The sequence below is a fragment of the Streptomyces sp. NPDC036813 genome, from assembly GCF_055609245.1.
Window position 1 is genome coordinate 1 of record NZ_JBVJPV010000009.1, and the last position, 16,708, is coordinate 16,708.

General features: G+C 72.1%; 17 protein-coding genes and 2 tRNA genes. 16 read left to right on the forward strand and 3 right to left on the reverse strand.

The genetic code is table 11. From position 1 onward, the window contains the following. The first annotated feature begins 108 nt into the window (after window positions 1-108). From galE to ACZ67Q_RS19475, 6 genes are all read left to right on the forward strand, one after another. On the forward strand, window positions 109-1,077 hold the full coding sequence (gene galE / locus ACZ67Q_RS19450; protein ID WP_471183486.1) for a UDP-glucose 4-epimerase GalE: 969 nt from the start codon (window positions 109-111) through the stop codon (window positions 1,075-1,077). A 494-nt stretch (window positions 1,078-1,571) separates the two neighbouring features. Beyond that, complete coding sequence (gene proB, locus ACZ67Q_RS19455; RefSeq protein WP_471184207.1) at window positions 1,572-2,678, forward strand: glutamate 5-kinase; 1,107 nt, start codon at window positions 1,572-1,574, stop codon at window positions 2,676-2,678. A gap of 173 nt (window positions 2,679-2,851) precedes the next feature. After that, window positions 2,852-3,340, forward strand: coding sequence for a hypothetical protein (locus tag ACZ67Q_RS19460; RefSeq protein ID WP_471184209.1), 489 nt, complete (start codon window positions 2,852-2,854; stop codon window positions 3,338-3,340). A gap of 81 nt (window positions 3,341-3,421) precedes the next feature. Next, complete coding sequence (locus tag ACZ67Q_RS19465) at window positions 3,422-4,708, forward strand: glutamate-5-semialdehyde dehydrogenase (protein WP_471183488.1); 1,287 nt, start codon at window positions 3,422-3,424, stop codon at window positions 4,706-4,708. A gap of 139 nt (window positions 4,709-4,847) precedes the next feature. After that, window positions 4,848-5,423 (forward strand): SCO2584 family spore wall biosynthesis protein, encoded by a 576-nt coding sequence (locus ACZ67Q_RS19470; protein ID WP_471183491.1) that lies wholly within the window; start codon window positions 4,848-4,850, stop codon window positions 5,421-5,423. A 110-nt stretch (window positions 5,424-5,533) separates the two neighbouring features. Beyond that, window positions 5,534-6,604 (forward strand): SCO2583 family membrane protein, encoded by a 1,071-nt coding sequence (locus ACZ67Q_RS19475; RefSeq protein WP_471183494.1) that lies wholly within the window; start codon window positions 5,534-5,536, stop codon window positions 6,602-6,604. A gap of 43 nt (window positions 6,605-6,647) precedes the next feature. Here the strand turns inward: ACZ67Q_RS19475 and ACZ67Q_RS19480 are convergent, their stop codons facing one another. After that, a complete protein-coding gene (locus tag ACZ67Q_RS19480) occupies window positions 6,648-7,745 on the reverse strand; it encodes a M48 family metallopeptidase (RefSeq protein ID WP_471184212.1) in 1,098 nt (365 codons plus the stop codon). Window positions 7,746-7,860: 115 nt separating this feature from the next. On the opposite strand from ACZ67Q_RS19480, the gene ACZ67Q_RS19485 reads away from it, so the two are divergent. From ACZ67Q_RS19485 to ACZ67Q_RS19530, 10 genes are all read left to right on the forward strand, one after another. After that, a complete protein-coding gene (locus ACZ67Q_RS19485; RefSeq protein ID WP_471183497.1) occupies window positions 7,861-8,022 on the forward strand; it encodes a hypothetical protein in 162 nt (53 codons plus the stop codon). Window positions 8,023-8,132: 110 nt separating this feature from the next. Continuing rightward, a complete protein-coding gene (locus tag ACZ67Q_RS19490) occupies window positions 8,133-8,297 on the forward strand; it encodes a hypothetical protein (RefSeq protein ID WP_361638440.1) in 165 nt (54 codons plus the stop codon). Window positions 8,298-8,369: 72 nt separating this feature from the next. Then, window positions 8,370-9,080, forward strand: coding sequence for a nicotinate-nucleotide adenylyltransferase (gene nadD / locus ACZ67Q_RS19495; RefSeq protein ID WP_471183500.1), 711 nt, complete (start codon window positions 8,370-8,372; stop codon window positions 9,078-9,080). Window positions 9,081-9,096: 16 nt separating this feature from the next. Then, entirely contained in the window at window positions 9,097-10,881 is a 1,785-nt protein-coding gene (locus ACZ67Q_RS19500; protein WP_471183503.1) for an LCP family protein, read from the forward strand. Window positions 10,882-10,984: 103 nt separating this feature from the next. After that, window positions 10,985-11,431 carry a ribosome silencing factor gene (rsfS, locus tag ACZ67Q_RS19505; protein WP_361638445.1) on the forward strand — a complete coding sequence of 149 codons (447 nt, stop codon included), beginning with the start codon at window positions 10,985-10,987 and terminating at the stop codon, window positions 11,429-11,431. Then, window positions 11,428-12,111: a histidine phosphatase family protein gene (locus tag ACZ67Q_RS19510; RefSeq protein WP_471183505.1), complete on the forward strand. Its 684-nt coding sequence runs from the start codon at window positions 11,428-11,430 to the stop codon at window positions 12,109-12,111. Before rsfS ends, ACZ67Q_RS19510 begins: the two co-directional genes overlap by 4 nt. Window positions 12,112-12,221: 110 nt before the next feature. Further along, window positions 12,222-12,294 (forward strand) — tRNA-Ala (locus tag ACZ67Q_RS19515). Between the two features lie 256 nt (window positions 12,295-12,550). Beyond that, window positions 12,551-12,724, forward strand: coding sequence for a hypothetical protein (locus ACZ67Q_RS19520; RefSeq protein WP_471183508.1), 174 nt, complete (start codon window positions 12,551-12,553; stop codon window positions 12,722-12,724). 3 nt (window positions 12,725-12,727) lie between these two features. Continuing rightward, the gene (locus tag ACZ67Q_RS19525) at window positions 12,728-12,961 is read left to right on the forward strand and encodes a hypothetical protein (protein ID WP_003976229.1); all 234 of its coding nucleotides are present in this window, start codon (window positions 12,728-12,730) and stop codon (window positions 12,959-12,961) included. A 128-nt stretch (window positions 12,962-13,089) separates the two neighbouring features. Beyond that, a tRNA-Ala gene (locus ACZ67Q_RS19530) sits at window positions 13,090-13,162 on the forward strand. 104 nt (window positions 13,163-13,266) lie between these two features. Here the strand turns inward: ACZ67Q_RS19530 and ACZ67Q_RS19535 are convergent. Together ACZ67Q_RS19535 and ACZ67Q_RS19540 are read right to left on the reverse strand one after the other, a co-directional pair. Beyond that, on the reverse strand, window positions 13,267-14,880 hold the full coding sequence (locus ACZ67Q_RS19535) for an NADH-ubiquinone oxidoreductase-F iron-sulfur binding region domain-containing protein (RefSeq protein WP_471183510.1): 1,614 nt from the start codon (window positions 14,878-14,880) through the stop codon (window positions 13,267-13,269). Further along, window positions 14,877-16,361, reverse strand: coding sequence for a cytochrome b/b6 domain-containing protein (locus ACZ67Q_RS19540; RefSeq protein ID WP_471183513.1), 1,485 nt, complete (start codon window positions 16,359-16,361; stop codon window positions 14,877-14,879). Before ACZ67Q_RS19540 ends, ACZ67Q_RS19535 begins: the two co-directional genes overlap by 4 nt. Window positions 16,362-16,708: the final 347 nt, after the last annotated feature.

Below are 16,708 nucleotides of genomic sequence, written 5' to 3' on the forward strand. Positions count from 1 at the left end.
TTCACGCGCCCACAGCCTGACATCGGAAAGGTCCCCACCCATAACCACACCAACGACCGACCTGGCCATCAGTCACGACAAGCACCGTTGCAGTATTAGGGTGCGCGGATGACCTGGCTGATCACCGGCGGTGCCGGCTACATCGGTTCGCATGTCGTCAAGAGCATGGCCGAGGCGGGTGAGCCGGTGGTCGTCGTGGACGACCTCTCCGGCGGCGATCCGCGTCGGCTGCCGGCTCAGGTTCCGCTGGAGCGCGGCACCGTACTCGACCGGCCCTTCCTCGACCGTGTGCTGCGCGAGCACGCGGTCGAGGGGATCGTCCATCTCGCCGCGAAGAAGGCCGTCGGCGAGAGCGTGGAGAAGCCCCTCCTCTACTACCGCGAGAACGTGACGGGGCTTCAGATCCTGCTGGACGCCGCCGTGTCGGCCGGGGTGAGCAGCTTCCTGTTCTCCTCCTCCGCCTCCGTCTACGGCACGCCGCCCACCGACGTCGTCACCGAGGACACCCCGCTCGCGCCGCTCAGCCCGTACGGCGAGACCAAGACCGCCGGCGAGTGGATGGTCCGCGCCACCGGGCGCGTCCACGGCATGGCCACCGCCTGTCTGCGCTATTTCAACGTCGCGGGCACGGCGGAGCCGGCTCTCGCCGACACCGGTGTGTGCAATCTCGTCCCGATGGTCTTCGAGCGGCTCGACGCCGGGCTGCCCCCGCTGATCTTCGGCGACGACTATCCGACCCCCGACGGCACGTGCGTGCGTGACTACATTCACGTCGCCGACATCGCCGACGCCCATCTCGCCGTCGCGCGCCGGCTCGCCGCTGGCCGGGGGGCCGGCGATCTCGTCTACAACATCGGGCGGGGCGAGGGCGTCTCGGTACGGGAGATGATCCGTCTCATCGCCGAGATCACCGGTCACGGCATCGCCCCCGAGGTCGCCGACCGCCGCCCCGGTGACCCGGCGAAGGTGGTCGCCTCCGCCGACCGCCTCGCGACGGACCTCGGCTGGAAGGCCCGCCACGACGTCCAGTCGATGATCGCGTCGGCGTGGGAAGCCCGGCGCCTGTCACGCGGGTAGACGCGGCCGGGAGCCACCCCGCAGCGCGGGGGACGCGCAACCTGCGGCGGCTTCACCGGCGCCGGGCCGCGACCTCCACGGCGGCTGTGCCGGCGCCGGGCGCGGGGAAACGCCGGGCCGTGACCCCCGCGGCGGCGGCCACACCTGAGCCGGGCGGCCGCAGCGCCGGGACGCACGATCCGCTGGCGGTCACACCTGAGCCGGGCGGCCGCAGCGCCGGACGCACGATCCGCTGGCGGCCACACCGCCGCCGGGCTCAGCAAAACGCCGGGCCGCGCACCCCACGGCGGTCACCGAGCGCCCGGCCCCCGGGAACCCCCGCCCGGCGGACCCACCGCGCTCACCCCCACGCCGCCGGCAGGTCCACGGTGCGAAACGGGCGCGCGGGAAGCGGTCCCGCTCGCGTAGATTTTCCTTCCCGGCGGCCGCGCCATCCGGCGCGCGGTGCGAGGGACCGAGTGAGGACGGCGCAGGTGGCAGTGGCAAGGCAGGACGTGGGGGACGCCCGCAGGATCGTCGTCAAGGTGGGTTCCTCCTCGCTGACCACCGCCGCCGGCGGCCTGGACGCCGACCGCGTCGACGCCCTCGTCGACGTGCTGGCCAAGCACCGCAGTGGTGGCGAGAAGGAGATCGTCCTGGTCTCCTCCGGCGCCATCGCCGCCGGCCTCGCCCCGCTGGGCCTGCGCCGCCGCCCCAAGGACCTGGCCCGTCAGCAGGCCGCCGCCAGCGTCGGTCAGGGCCTGCTCGTCGCCCGCTACACCGCCTCCTTCGCCCGCTACGGCGTCCGCGTCGGCCAGGTGCTGCTGACCAGCGACGACATGAGCCGCCGCACCCACCACCGCAACGCCTCGCGCACCCTGGACAAGCTGCTGGCGATGGGCGCCTTCCCGATCGTCAACGAGAACGACACCGTCGCCACGGACGAGATCCGCTTCGGCGACAACGACCGCCTCGCCGCCCTCGTCGCCCACCTCGTCCACGCCGACCTGCTGGTCCTGCTCTCCGACGTGGACGGCGTCTACGACGGCGATCCCAGCAAGCCCGGCACCTCCCGGATAGCGGAGGTGAAGGGCCCGCAGGACCTCGCGCACGTCGAGATCGGCAGCGCGGGCAAGGCGGGCGTCGGCACGGGCGGCATGGTCACCAAGGTCGAGGCCGCCCGGATCGCGGCCGCCGCAGGCATCCCGGTGGTGCTGACCAGTGCCGTGCACGCGGCGGACGCCCTCGCCGGCGGTGACACCGGCACCCACTTCCACCCCACCGGCCGCCGCTCCGCCGACCGGCTGCTGTGGCTGCAGCACGCCTCCACCCCGCAGGGCGCCCTGCTGCTGGACGACGGGGCGGTGCGCGCGGTCGTCGACCGGCGCACGTCGCTGCTGCCGGCCGGCATCGCCGCGGTCGAGGGCGACTTCAGCGCCGGCGACCCGGTCGAGCTGCGCGACCGGCAGGGCCACGCCGTCGCGCGGGGCCTGGTCAACTTCGACGCCAAGGAGATCCCCCGGCTGATCGGCCGCTCCACCCGCGAACTGGCCCGCGAGCTGGGCCCGGCCTACGAGCGCGAGGTCGTACACAGGGACGATCTGGTCCTGCTGCACCCCTGAACGGGGTCGAACGTGCCCGGATCCGGGGTCGAAACGTCCGCTTCCGTGGGCGACGTTCCGCAAAACCACCCCGCGGAGCCGTGCGGCCTGCTGGACTTTGTCCGAGGCACACCATTCCTGTCTCAGGGACACATCCGCACGAACACTGGGCGAAGGAGGCCGTCGTGGCCGTCGTGAGACGAGTGCGCCCCGGGGCGGCGGCATCCCGTGGCGGCACGGGCGGCGGTGCCGCGGGCGGCCGCGGACCCCGGGCGGCCGGTGAGGAGCGCGCCCTGACGTCCGTCGCGGCCGGCGAACGGCAGGAGACGGAGCCGAAGGACCTGCCCCGGCTGTGGCACGTCACCCTCAGCGTGTCCGGCGACCCCACGCCGCTGCCCGACCTGCGCCGCGCCCTCGAACAGCTCGCCCACGACCACCCCTTCCTGCTGACCAGCAGATACGCCCCCGACCACGCCGAGATCCGGTACTGGGAGGAGGCCCGCGATCTGCATGACGCGGCCGCCGTCGCCCTGCGCCTGTGGGGCGAGCACCGCCGCACCGCCGGGCTGCCGGCCTGGGAGATCGTCGGCCTGGAGGTCATCGACCGCGAGACCTATCACCAGCGCGTCGCCGAGGGATACGGCCCGCCGCCCGCCTCACGTGTGGGTGTTCACCCCTTTTGATGACCTCTGAGGGCGTTTGATGCCGTCTCGGGGTGTGAAACGGGCGATGAGAGCGCCGGCCGGCCGCACTACCCTTCCCTCATGACCACGCTCTCGCCGTACGACTCGATGTCCCCGGTCACCCAGGCCGCCTACCGCGCCAAGGCGGCCGCCGCCACGCTCGCGCCGCTGCCGCGGGCCGAGAAGGACGACGCGCTGCTCGCCATCGCGGACGCGCTGGAGGTCCGCACGAGCGAGATCGTCGAGGCCAACGCCCTGGACGTGGCCAAGGCCCGCGAGAACGGCACGAGCGAGGGCATGATCGACCGGCTGACGCTCACCCCCGAGCGGGTGCGCTCCATCGCCGCCGACGTGCGCGACGTGGCCGCGCTGCCCGACCCGGTCGGCGAGGTGGTGCGCGGCTCGACCCTGCCCAACGGCATCGACCTGCGCCAGGTCCGCGTCCCCCTCGGCGTCGTCGGCATCATCTACGAGGGCCGTCCGAACGTCACCGTGGACGCCGCCGCCCTGTGCCTGAAGTCCGGCAACGCGGTCCTGCTGCGCGGCTCCTCCTCGGCGTACCAGTCGAACACCGCCCTGGTGCGGGTGGTGCGCGACGCCGTCGGCGGGGCCGGGCTGCCCGCCGACGCCGTCCAGCTGGTGCCGGGGGAGAGCCGGGACAGCGTGCGCGAGCTGATGCGCGCCCGCGGCCTGGTCGACGTGCTCATCCCGCGTGGCGGCGCCTCGCTGATCAACACCGTGGTGCAGGAGTCCACCGTCCCGGTGATCGAGACCGGCACCGGCAACTGCCACGTCTACGTCGACGCCCGGGCCGATCTCGACATGGCCGTGGAGATCCTGATCAACTCCAAGGCGCACCGGGTCGGCGTGTGCAACGCCGCCGAGACCCTGCTGGTCCACCAGGACATCGCCGCCGAGTTCCTGCCCCGCGCCCTGGACGCCCTCGCCGACGCCGGCGTGACCGTGCACGCCGACGAGCGGGTGCAGGCGTACGCCAAGGAGTCCCGGGCGACCGTGGTGCCGGCCACCGCGGAGGACTGGGAGACCGAGTACCTGTCGTACGACATCGCCGCGGCCGTCGTGGACTCCCTCGACAAGGCCGTCGAGCACATCCGGCTGTGGACGTCCGGTCACACCGAGGCCATCGTGACCACCTCCCAGCAGGCGGCCCGCCGGTTCACCCAGTTGGTGGACTCCACCACGGTCGCGGTCAACGCCTCCACCCGCTTCACCGACGGCGGCCAGTTCGGCTTCGGCGCCGAGATCGGCATCTCCACGCAGAAGCTGCACGCGCGCGGCCCGATGGGCCTGCCGGAGCTGACCAGCACCAAGTACATCGTCACCGGCGACGGGCACGTGCGGCGCTGAGGCCTCACCCTCCGACGGCGGGCATATGCAAACGGCGTATGCCCGCGGCGCTTTCCCGAGATGGCGTGAAGACATCCGCCCACGGGACGAATTTCCCTACCGTCTGCCCAAATTGACCCCCCAGGTCTACTCTGGACCCGTGCCGGAGGACGTGGGGGGTTCGCCGTTTTCTGACGGCTGGGAGCCCGACGACGACCACGACCGCGGGGTGTCGGACGAAGAGTTCGCCTCCGTGGTCTTCGACGAGGCCTTCGTACAGGCGGCACCGGTCCACGAGCCGACCGCCGTGGAACGTCTGCTCGCCGCCGCCCAGGCCCGGGCCGAAGCCTCCGAGGCGGAAGCGGCCCGCCGCGGCCCTCACCGGCGCGAGGCCTACGACGACTACGGCCGTGGTGAGCGCGACGGTCACGGCCATGACCCCGACGTCGACGACCTGGACGACCCCTACCTCTTCGACAGCCACCACGGCACCCCCTGGGCGTACGCCAAGCAGGTGCGCTGGCATCGGCCCGTCGCCTGGATGCTCGCCCTCGTGATGGGCATCGGCATGGTCGCGCTGGCCTTCACCGCGGTCTACCGCGGCGGCTCCGGCGGCAACCGGGAACAGGCCCCGCCGCCCGCGTCCACCGGCCTGGAACAGAGCCCTCCGATGGCTCCCTCGGCCTCCGCGGACTACTCCCAACCGGCCGTCCCGGCCGATCCGCGCACACCCTGACCGGCAGGGCGAACGGCCCCGGAGCGGCCGCCCGGGGCAGGTGAGCCGTTGTCAGAAGTTGTGGTGTACCAGGGCGTTTACCGGGCCTTGCGGAGACATACTCTGAATATATGGCCGGGTCCGGAGAGCCACCTGAGGGGACACCCCAAGGCGCCCCCGGTGGTGGAGAGGACGAATACCGATCCGTCGTGTTCGACGAGTCGTTCGTTCGCGCTGCCCGCCTCCAGGAGTACTCCGCCGAGGAGCGCATGGCCGAGCACACCCCCGCCGTGCGCCGCCGCCCGCCGCTGCACCGGGGTCTGTCCCGGCAGGCGCTGATCCTGGTCCTGCTCATCGCCGTCGCCTTCGGCACCGCCGTCTACATGGGCGTACGCCACCCCTACAGCGCGGCCGTGACCCGCCGGCCCGCCGACCCGGCGCGCATGACCGTCATCCCGCTCGCCCCGCAGGGCAAGGTGCCCGGAACGGCCGACGCGGAGTACCTGTACGCGCACAGCCCCGCCGCGCAGTACCGGATCGGGGCCGAGGGCATCCCGTTGCCCGCCTCGCAGGGCACCGCGCACTTCTCCGACAGCCAGGTGGTGGCCGCCCTCACCACCGCCAAGGACTACATCGTGCGCTCCTCGCTCTACCCCGAGGTGCTCACCGGGCAGCAGGTGCGGCCCGTGCGCGTCCTGCTCGACCCGGACCAGCTCGACCAGTTCGACCAGAGCTTCCACCAGCCCTCCGCCGACGGACGGCACGCCCCCACCGGCTGGATGGTCCGCTTCGACCCCTCCCAGGCCCGGCTGGCCGACGACAAGATCCGCGTCCAGGGCACCCTCGCGGCCGCCGAGACCGACACCGCGACCCTCGAGGTCACCGCCGACCACACCTTCGTGTACGCCCTGCGCCCGGCCGGCTCCGGTGAGCACGCCACGGCGTCCCTGTTCACCGTCCGCCGCGAGCTGCAGTTCCGCTTCGACCGCGATGACCTGCGGCTGCACCAGGCCCAGCTGGTCGCCTCCTACGTCCAGGCAGGGCCGCTGTCCTGCGCCGACGACGCCACCGACCACCTGCACCCGCTGCTCGCCGGCCAGAGCGCGAAATCCGGCGGACCGGCCGGCACCGACCCCTACGCGACCGGCAGCGCGACGGCCCTGTGCGGCACCCTGGCCACGAGCGCGCAGCCGAGGGTGTGAGCGGCAGGACGCGCACCAGGGCGCCAAGGGCCGCCCGGCGCCGTCAGTCCTCGTCGCGGGGCGGGGTGTCCTTCGGTGAGCCGCCCTCGGACGACGGCGGACCCGCGAACCCGCCGAAGCCGCGCCGCACCCGGCTGCCCAGGTCGCCCGCCCCGTCCGCGAGATCGCTGACCAGCTTCATCAGCGGGTCCTTCGACGTCTTCACATGGTTGGCGTAGTGCGACGCCGACTCCCGGAAGGAGTCCGACACCGAGGTGTCCTTGTCCTCGCTGCGCCGGGGGTAGTGGCCGTCCATGAGCCGCTGGAAGTCCCGGGACTGCGACCACTTCTTCAGCTCGGCCGCCCGGACGGTGGTGAACGGGTGCGAGCGCGGCAGCACGTTGAGGATCTTCAGCACCGAGTCGCGCAGATCGCCCGCGGACTCGTACTCCTCGGCCTGCTGCAGGAACGCGTCCACGTTCATCTCGTGCAGATGGTTACCGCCGGCGATCTTCATCAGGCCGCGCATCGACGCCTGCACATCCTGCCCGACCAGCAGGCCCGCCCGGTCCGCGGACAGCTCCGACTTGCGGAACCACTCGCGCAGCGCCGTCACGATCGCCATGATCGCGAGGTTGCCCAGCGGGATCCAGGCGACCCGGACCGCCAGGCTGGTCAGGAACAGCAGGATCGTGCGGTACACGGAGTGCCCCGACAGGGCGTGCCCCACCTCGTGGCCGACGACCGCCCGCATCTCCTCCTCGTCGAGCAGCTCGACGAGACCGGTGGTGACCACGATGACCGGCTCGTCCAGACCGATGCACATCGCGTTGGGCAGCGGGTCCTGGGTCACGTACATCGGCGGGACCTTCTCCAGGTCCAGGATGTAGCAGGCGTCGAGCAGCATGACGTTGAGATGCGCGAACTGCTGGTCCGACACCCGCACCGAGTCGGACAGGAACAGCAGCCTGAGGCTCCGCTCGGGCAGCAGCCCGCTGAGCGCCTTGAACACGGTGTCGAAGCCGCTCAGCTTGCGCAGCGCCACCAGGGCCGAACGGTCGGCCGGATGCTCGTACGCCCGTGAGGAGATCCCCGGGAACCGCCTGCGCTGCCTGCTGGGCACGCCCCCGTGCCCGGTCTGCTCGTGGCCGTCGTCGGACATGTGATCCCCCATGTGCGTCTGTGTGGCCGCGCCGCGGCCCTGTGCGCCCCCGAAGCAGAGCCCAGCCTAGGCGGAGTTACCGTGGACGGGCACTACAGCGAAGGAGTTCCACGCCATGGAGCACACCCCCCGAGCCGCGTGGCTCGCCGAGGCCGCGAGCGCCGCCCAGCAGCAAGGGGCGGGGAATCTGCTCCGGGTCGTACTGATCGTGATGATCGTGGGGTGTGCGCTGACGGGATGGTTCCTGCTGCGGGGGTACAAGCGGAAGGACGACTGAGGACCTGCGAAGGTTCCCCAACGGCGGAGTCGGCGTGATCGCCGGGAAGGCGCCCGCTTACGATGAGCCGACGTCTTTATCCCGCCCACACGCGATAGGTTCTGCCGAAGATGAGCATCCATCTCGCCGCCGCCCACTTGGTCACCCTTGCCGCCGAGGGCGAGGAGCACGGTGGTAACCACAACAGCCTCAACCCGGCGATCACCGGCGGCTGCGCCCTCGGAATCCTGCTGCTCCTGCTGTGGATCACCACCCGCTTCAACCGCGACCGCTGACCCGGACCCCGCCGTAGCCTCGGGGGAACTGGCGGCCGAAGTCCTCAAGCCGGGCCGGTAGGGTCTGCACGCATGGGAGAGCAGGACATGCCTACCGGTCCGGCGCACGACACGCCCGGCGGCCCGCACGGCACGCACGACGAGAGGCCGCCCCTCGCGCACCTGAGCGCTCCGGGCCACGGCCCCGCCGGCGCGGGCAAGCGCCGTCTCGGCGTCATGGGCGGCACCTTCGATCCGATCCACCACGGGCACCTGGTGGCCGCCAGTGAGGTCGCCGCGCAGTTCCACCTCGACGAGGTCGTCTTCGTCCCGACCGGTGAGCCGTGGCAGAAGAGCCACCGCACGGTCTCTCCGGCCGAGGACCGCTACCTGATGACGGTCATCGCGACCGCCGAGAACCCGCAGTTCTCCGTCAGCCGCATCGACATCGACCGCGGCGGACCCACCTACACCGTCGACACCCTGCGTGACCTGCGGGCCCTCAACCCCGACACGGACCTGTTCTTCATCACCGGCGCCGACGCCCTCTCCGCGATCCTGACCTGGCGCAACATCGAGGAACTGTTCTCCCTCGCGCACTTCATCGGGGTCACCCGCCCCGGTCATCATCTGGGCGACCCCGGGCTGCCCGAGGGCGGCGTCTCCCTCGTCGAGGTCCCCGCGCTCGCCATCTCCTCCACCGACTGCCGGGCGCGGGTCGCCAAGGGCGACCCCATCTGGTATCTGGTGCCCGACGGAGTCGTGCGCTACATCGACAAGCGCGAGCTGTACCGCGGCGAGTGAACCGAGAGGGGCACCGGTGAACGACCGATACGACGCGGGACACGGGAGCCACGGCGGCGAACCGTACGAGCTCGTCGGCTACGACGAGTACGGCCGGCCGGTCTACCGGCAGGTCCCGTCGCCGCAGCAGAGCCCGCAGGCGCCCTACGACCCGTACGCCGCGCAAGGGTACGGCTACGACCCGTACGCGACCGGCCTGCAGCCCCAGGCGCCCGCCCCCGACCCGTACGGCCACCAGCAGTACGCCGCCCCCGCCTACGACACCGGCCAACAGCCGGCCGCCGACCCCTACGGGACGTACGGGACCGGTGTGCAGCACTCCGCGTACGACCCTTCGGCGTACGACCCCTACCGGCAGCAGGCCGCGGCCGGCGGACAGCAGCCCCGGGTCGCCGAGCAGACCGCCCACATCCCGCACCAGGCGGGGCCCGCCGACGACGACACCGGCGCCTGGCAGACCGAGGAGCGGGACGCGGGGGAGTACGGGACGGGGGAGCGTGAGGCCGGGCAGCGTGCGGCCGGGGACTACCGCACCGAACAGTTCGCCTTCGTCGAGGAGCCGGACGGCGACTCCGAGGACGTCATCGACTGGCTGAAGTTCACCGAGAACCGCACCGAGCGCCGCGAGGAGGCCCGCCGCCGCGCCCGCAGCCGCCTCGTCGCCCTCGCCGTCGTCCTCGCCCTGGTCGCCGTCGGCGGCGTCGGCTGGCTCTGGTACGCCGGGAAGCTGCCGGGCCTGTCCTCCCCGGACGCCAAGTCCGGCGGCCCCGCCACCGCCGTCGCCGCGCAGAAACGCGACGTGATCGTCGTCCACCTGCACGACACCAAGAAGGGCGGCACCGCCACGGCGCTGCTCGTGGACAACGCCACCACCAAGCAGGGCACCACCGTCCTGCTGCCCAACACCCTCGCCCTGACCGACGACGACGGCACCGCCACCACCCTCGCCAAGTCCGTCGACGCCGACGGCTCCTCCGGCACCCGCGACGCCCTCGACACCGTCCTCGGCACCGACATCGAGGGCACCTGGCGTCTGGACACCCCCTACCTGCAGAACCTGGTCGACGTCGTCGGCACCATCGAGGTCGACACCGACGCGGACATCCCCGACCCGGACGCCAAGAAGAAGGGCGGCCCGCCGCTCGTCCACAAGGGCTCCGCGCAGACCCTCAGCGGCAAGATGGCCGTCGCCTACGCCACCTATCGCGCCCCCGGCGAGGCGCAGAACGCCCAGCTGCAGCGGTTCGGCCAGGTCATGCAGGGCGTGCTGCGCAAGCTGTCGTCCGACCCGCAGGCCGCCACGGTCACCGTGCAGACCCTCCAGCAGATCCTCGACCCTTCCCTGACCGACAAGGACCTCGGCACCTTCCTGGCCAGGCTCGCCGACCTGGCCAAGGGCGGCGACTACAAGACCGCGCTGCTGCCTGTGCAGGGCGACGGCACCCTGAGCGCCCGGGCGGCGAACAGTGTGGTCAAGGACATCCTCGGCGGCACCGCCAAGAGCCCCGAGCAGGGCTCCGCGGTCCGGGTCTCCGTGCAGAACGCCAGCGGCGAGAAGGACACCACCGGCAAGGCGCGTGTGGTCCTCCTCAACGGCGGCTTCACCTTCCTGGAGGGCGGCACCGCCTCCTCCCGCGAGACCTCGCAGATCGTGTACGCCGACGCCGCGCACAAGGACGACGCCGCCGAGGTCGCCAAGACCCTCGGCCTGCCCGCCGGCTCCGTGACGAAGGGCACGGTGTCGGGCAACGCGGACGTCACCGTGGTCCTCGGCCGCGACTACCAGCCGTCCGCCTCCTAGCCGCGCGGGGACCGCGCCCCGGGTGATCCTTTAATCACCCGGGGCGCCGTCGGCGGTCGTGAGACCCTTGAAGGCAAACCGACCGCCGAGGGAAAGCTCTGTAGTGACCGCAACCGACCGCTCTGTCCAGCTGATCAACACCGCCGCCCAGGCGGCCGCGGACAAGCTCGCCCACGACGTCATCGCCTACGACGTGAGCGACGTCCTGTCCATCACGGACGCCTTCCTGCTGGCCTCCGCACCCAACGACCGCCAGGTCAAGGCGATCGTCGACGAGATCGAGGAGCGCCTGCAGAAGGAACTCGGCGCCAAGCCCGTGCGCCGCGAGGGCGACCGCGAGGCCCGCTGGGTCCTGCTCGACTACGTCGACATCGTCGTCCACGTGCAGCACAGCGAGGAGCGTGTCTTCTACGCGCTGGAGCGGCTGTGGAAGGACTGCCCCGAGCTCGACCTGCCCGAGGACGCCCGGGCCACCCGCGGCAAGGCCGAGGAGCACGCCAAGCAGCAGGCCGCCGAGGAAGCCGTCGAACCGGACGGTGACTGGCGATGACCGCACCCGCTGCCGGAACCGGCTCCCGGGGCGGCAACGAGCCGCGCCGGGGCCGCCGCGTCATCCTGTGGCGGCACGGCCAGACGTCCTGGAACGTGGAGCGCCGCTTCCAGGGCTCCACGGACGTCCCCCTCACCGAGACCGGCGTGGCCCAGGCCCGCCGGGCCGCCCGGCTGCTGGCCTCGCTGCGGCCCGACGCGATCGTCGCCTCCGACCTGAAGCGGGCCGCGCGTACCGCCTCCGAGCTGGCCGCGCTCACCGGCCTGGAGGTCACCCACGACGAGGGCCTGCGCGAGACCTACGCCGGGGTGTGGCAGGGCCTGACCCATGACGAGATCGTCGCCCGCCACGGGGAGGAGTACGCCGCGTGGAAGCGCGGTGAGCCGGTCCGCCGCGGTGGCGGCGAACTGGAGACCGAGGTCGCCGACCGCGCCGCCCCCGTCGTGCTCCGGCACGCGGACAAGCTGCCCGAGGACGGCACCCTCGTCGTCGTCAGCCACGGCGGCACCATCCGCACCACCATCGGCCGTCTGCTCGGCCTGGAGGCCCAGCACTGGGAGAGCCTGGGCGGGCTGTCCAACTGCTGCTGGTCCGTCCTCGGCGAGGGCGCCCGCGGATGGCGGCTGCTGGAGCACAACGCCGGCACCCTGCCGGAACCCGTCCTCGGCGACGACGACTGACCGCCGGATCGGGCGCCGCCCGCGGCGCCCGGGACCCGGATTTCACTTTCCGGCAGGTCGCAGGCTAAAGTTCTTCTTGTTCGCCCCGCCGAGCGGGAAGAACAAAGCCCGGGGCTATAGCTCAGTTGGTAGAGCGCCTGCATGGCATGCAGGAGGTCAGGAGTTCAATTCTCCTTAGCTCCACTGATCGACACTCTGTCGAGTCGTCAAAGATCGGTTGAAGATCCCGTCCCTCAGGGGGCGGGATCTTTCGTGTCCCGGCTTCCCTCTCCTGATCTCTCCCCCGGCCGGCTTGAGTCACTCGGCGCCCCCGGGGCGTATACCTCTCACGAAGCGCTTCCGGGCCGGACCGGTACGACGGCGTCGCTGACCGTGTCGGCCCGGTCGTGGCAGAATCAAACGGCCGGAAGGGGGCTCGGCCCGACGGGAGGGAGTGGTGATGCCTGCGAGCATCCGCGAAGAGGTCGGTGACCTCTTCGACGCCGGCTGTGCCCGGCGTACGGCGACGCGACTCAGCTGCCCTTCCTGCGGTTCCGCGCACGTGGCCCAAGTTCTCGGCGACAACGGCGGGGTCTCCTACGTGTGCACGGCCTGCGGCCACAGCTGGAGCTGACCGATGGGTGCCCACAGGCGGAAGTGCGACTGGTGCGGCAGCGGTACGCCGATCGTCCGCGACATGGAACCGGTCAACCCGGACTACCAGTACTGGTGCGAGGAATGCGCGCGGGCGCTGATCATAAAAGGCGACCCCATCGAGACGTACCGGGAGCTGGAGGGCGAGCCGATCTACGGCCGGCTGCTCGAGGAGCACTGCACGCTCAAGCGGTTCTATTCCTTCGTCACAGCGTGACAAAACGGGCATTGGTGTCCTGAGCGCGGTGCGGGCGGAACGGATTTGGCGCTCCAGCCCCAGGACCTGTAATGTTTACGTCGTCGCCGGGGGAACCGAGAGGGAAGCCGGGCGGCACAACAGAACAAGGGGCTATAGCTCAGTTGGTAGAGCGCCTGCATGGCATGCAGGAGGTCAGGAGTTCAATTCTCCTTAGCTCCACAGCAGTCGAGGGCGGGTCATCCGAGAGGATGGCCCGCCCTCGACGCGTTGACCGCACCACAGGCCGAGAGGCGCGCCCCCGTGGGGGCGCGCCTCCCCTCGCGTCAGCGGCCGAGCGCCCGCCGGCCCCGCCCCTGCGACAGCACCGGCAGGTTGCGGCGGGGGGAGGACTCCGTGCGGGTGTCCTCCTCGATACGCAGCGCCAGCGCCGGGCAACGGCGCACCGCGCGCAGCGCCTTCGCCTCCGCGTAGCGCGGCACCGACGCCTGCGCGACCGTCGGGAAGCCGTCGGCGCCGAGCTCGAACACCTCCGGCAGGATGTCCGCGCACAGGCCGTGACCCCGGCACAGCGTCCAGTCGACGTAGATCTTCTGCCGGCTCGGCCCGTTGTCCTCGGGCGCCGCACCGCCCGGGAGGCCCGTCGGCCCCATGCCCCCCTCGAAGAGCGGCAGGACGCCCTGTACGGGCCGCCCGCAGCCGTTGCCGAGGACGTGCGCGGCGAGGTCGTCGGTGAACGCCTTGATGGTCGACTCCAGGAACATCGCCGAGCCGTCCGGGTGCGAACACGCCCCGCGCCGCTTGACGTTCCGGGCGACCTGCTTCACCGCCTCCAGGGCGGCCGGACCGCCCCCGTTCAGGATGTCCGCGAGGCCGCGCGCGGCGGCCGGCAGACCGAGGTAGCAGGGGCCGCACTGGCCGGCGCTCTCCTCGGCCAGCCACTGCGCCACCCGCAGCGACTCGCCCAGCGGACAGGTCTCCTGACTGATCGGCAGGATCGCCCCGGCGCCGAGTGAACCGCCCACCGCGTCCAGGGAGTTGCGCGAGACGATCGCCTCGTCCACGGTCGCCGCGTCGATCCACTTGCCGTGGTAGCCGCCGGTCAGCACGCCCTGCGGCACCGGCGGGGCGCCCGCCAGCTGCAGCACGTAGCGCAGCGGCACGCCCGTGGGGACCTCGATCACCATGGGGCGGGCGACCGCGCCGGAGACGGTCAGCATGACGGTGCCGGGCTCGTCGTACAGGCCGGTGTTGCCGTAGCGCTCAGGGCCGATGCGGGCGGCGATCGCGATCTGCGCGAACGTCTCGGCGTTGGACAGCAGGGTCGGTGCGCCGCCCACGCCGCTCTGCGAGGCGCTGATCTTGCGGCCGGGCGGGATCGCCGGGCCGCCGTCGATCGAGCGGATGAGCGAGGCGGCCGCGCCGGTGACCATGCGCACCGGGTTGCGCTGCACGCGCGCGCGGAGCGCGGATCTACGGCCGTTGCTCAGGCCGCGTTCGGCGAGCGCTGCCTCCATGGAGCGCTGCGTGGACTCCCGGGTGACCCCCACCACGAGCGTGCGGGCACCGAGGGCCTCCGCGCACAGCAGAGCGCCGTCCAGGATGAGGTGCGGGGCACGGTTGATGAGGACCGTGTCCTTGCGGCAGGCCGGTTCGTCCTCGCTGCCGTTGACGACGACGACCGGGCGCACCCCGCGGCGGATCGCCGACTCGGCGACCGAGCGCAGCTTCTTGTGGAAGGGGAAGCCCGCGCCGCCGCGGCCCCGGAGGTTGATGCGCTCGGTGAGCTGGGCGAGCTGCTCGCCGCCCATGGGTTCGAGCGGCCCGTGCACCTTCAGATGCATCGGCAGATCGAGTCGCTCGACAAGGTCGAAACCCGACGTGAGTTGCGGAAGCCCGACCACGCGGACCTCGGGGACGTCGGGCAGGGCCTCGTTCACCTGTAGCCTCCGGAAGGAGTGTTCCAGGGCTCGCCGGAACCCGGAGCGTCGAAGGACGCGCCGGGCAGGGTTTCCGTGACGGGACCGCTGGTGTACATGTCGTTCGATGGGTACGCGCCGGCCAAGGGGTTCGTCTCACCGGTGTCGTACAGGTCACGTCCGCCGTAGCCGGCGCTGTCCGCGCCGCCGTAGGCCGGGACGGTGTAGCCGGTGTCGCGCAGCGGGTCGTAAGCCGACGGGGGCGCCTCGCCGACCGGCGGCGGGGACGGGATCGGCCAGCCCCCGGCGGGGCCGCTGCCGCCGTCCATGCGGGGCATCGCCTGGGTGGGCTGCGGGTCCGGCGGCAGATCCACGCGCGCGTACGGCGGGACGTCCGCGCGCGCGGTCCGGTCGCCGGCGTAGGACGCCCCGGCGGCGAAGGTCTCGTCGGTGGCGAAGGCGTGGTCGGCGGCGAGGCCCTGACCGGTGGCGTAGGACTGGTCGGCGGCGAAGGTCTGACCGGTGGCGTAGGACTGGTCCGCGGCGGGGGTCCGACCCGTGGTGTAGGACTGGTCCGCGGTGAACGGCTGCGTCGCACGCGCGCGTGCGGAGACGGCGCGGTAGGCCGCCGCGAAGCCGCGGGCCGGCTCGGGGCTCGGCGGGTCGAACGCCGGGGCGGCGGCCGGGGCGCCGGTGCGCCGGCGGGGGATGTCGTAGCCGGGCAGCGCGGAGGCGTCCCGCGCCGTCGGGGCGCGGCCCTCCTGCTCCGCCGCCCGGGCCCGGCTCGCCTCCAGTTCCTCGCGCCCGGCGCGCTCGTCGGTGCCCAGCAGGGCGGCGACCGTGTCGGCGAAGCGGCGCTTGACCGGGCGCGGCGCCGCGCGCAGCGCCAGGGCGGAGATGACGCCGAGCAGGGCCAGGCCGTACAGGAAGACGAAGAGCGGCTTGGCGGATCGACCCGCGTAGAGGCCGTGCACCAGGGCGGCGCACCAGGCGGGGTAGGCCAGCATGTGCATGGCCCGCCAGCGCGCCGCGACGGGAGCGGGCGAGGCGAACCGGCTGCGCAGCGCGCCCGTGACGCCCACGAAGATCATCAGCAGCCCGGCCGCTGAGCCGAGCCCGATCAGGCCGGCGCTGCCGGTGACGCCCAGTGAGAACGGGATCACCGCGGCGATCAGCACCGTGTGGTCCAGGGCGAGCTTGGTGGTGATGTGCAGCAGCAGGAACGCGATCGAGGCGACCGCGGTCGTGCGGTGCACGGCCTGTCCGACGATCCGCTGGCGGGTGCCCAGCAGGATCCGGTCCTGGGCGACCAGGCCCCAGATCACCGAGCAGCTGAGCGAGACGAGCGAGAGCACGCCCGCGCCGAAGTTGAGGAAGTCGCGGACCCGGTCACCTCCCACCAGCACGATCACGGGTATCAGGAGCAGGACGACGGCCGACGCCACCCCATAGGCCGAGCGGCCCGGCCGGGGGAGCGAGGGGGTACTACGACGACGGTTCATGGGGGCAACTCCGAGCAGTTCGGGAAAGCGGTCCCGTTGCCGCACTCTAGGTGGCGCCATACCGGCGAGTACGAGGTTTGAGTTATTGCGCTGTTATCAAATGACAATGGGCTTGTTTGTGATGTCCTTTAGTGGCTGTTACGCCGGGTAATCCATGGCCTTCGGTCCGTGCGTGTCGTGCTACCCCACACGTACGGAAGCGCGTCGCGGCTTGCTCAAGGGGTGCGGTACCCTGGCGCCATGCGTGCCGTACGCCTTCTGCTTAGCGAGCCGCGCTGATCAGTCCCGACCGCCGGTGAGAACGGGGTCGGAATCGGCGCGGCGTCCCCTCCTGTGCGAGGGGATTT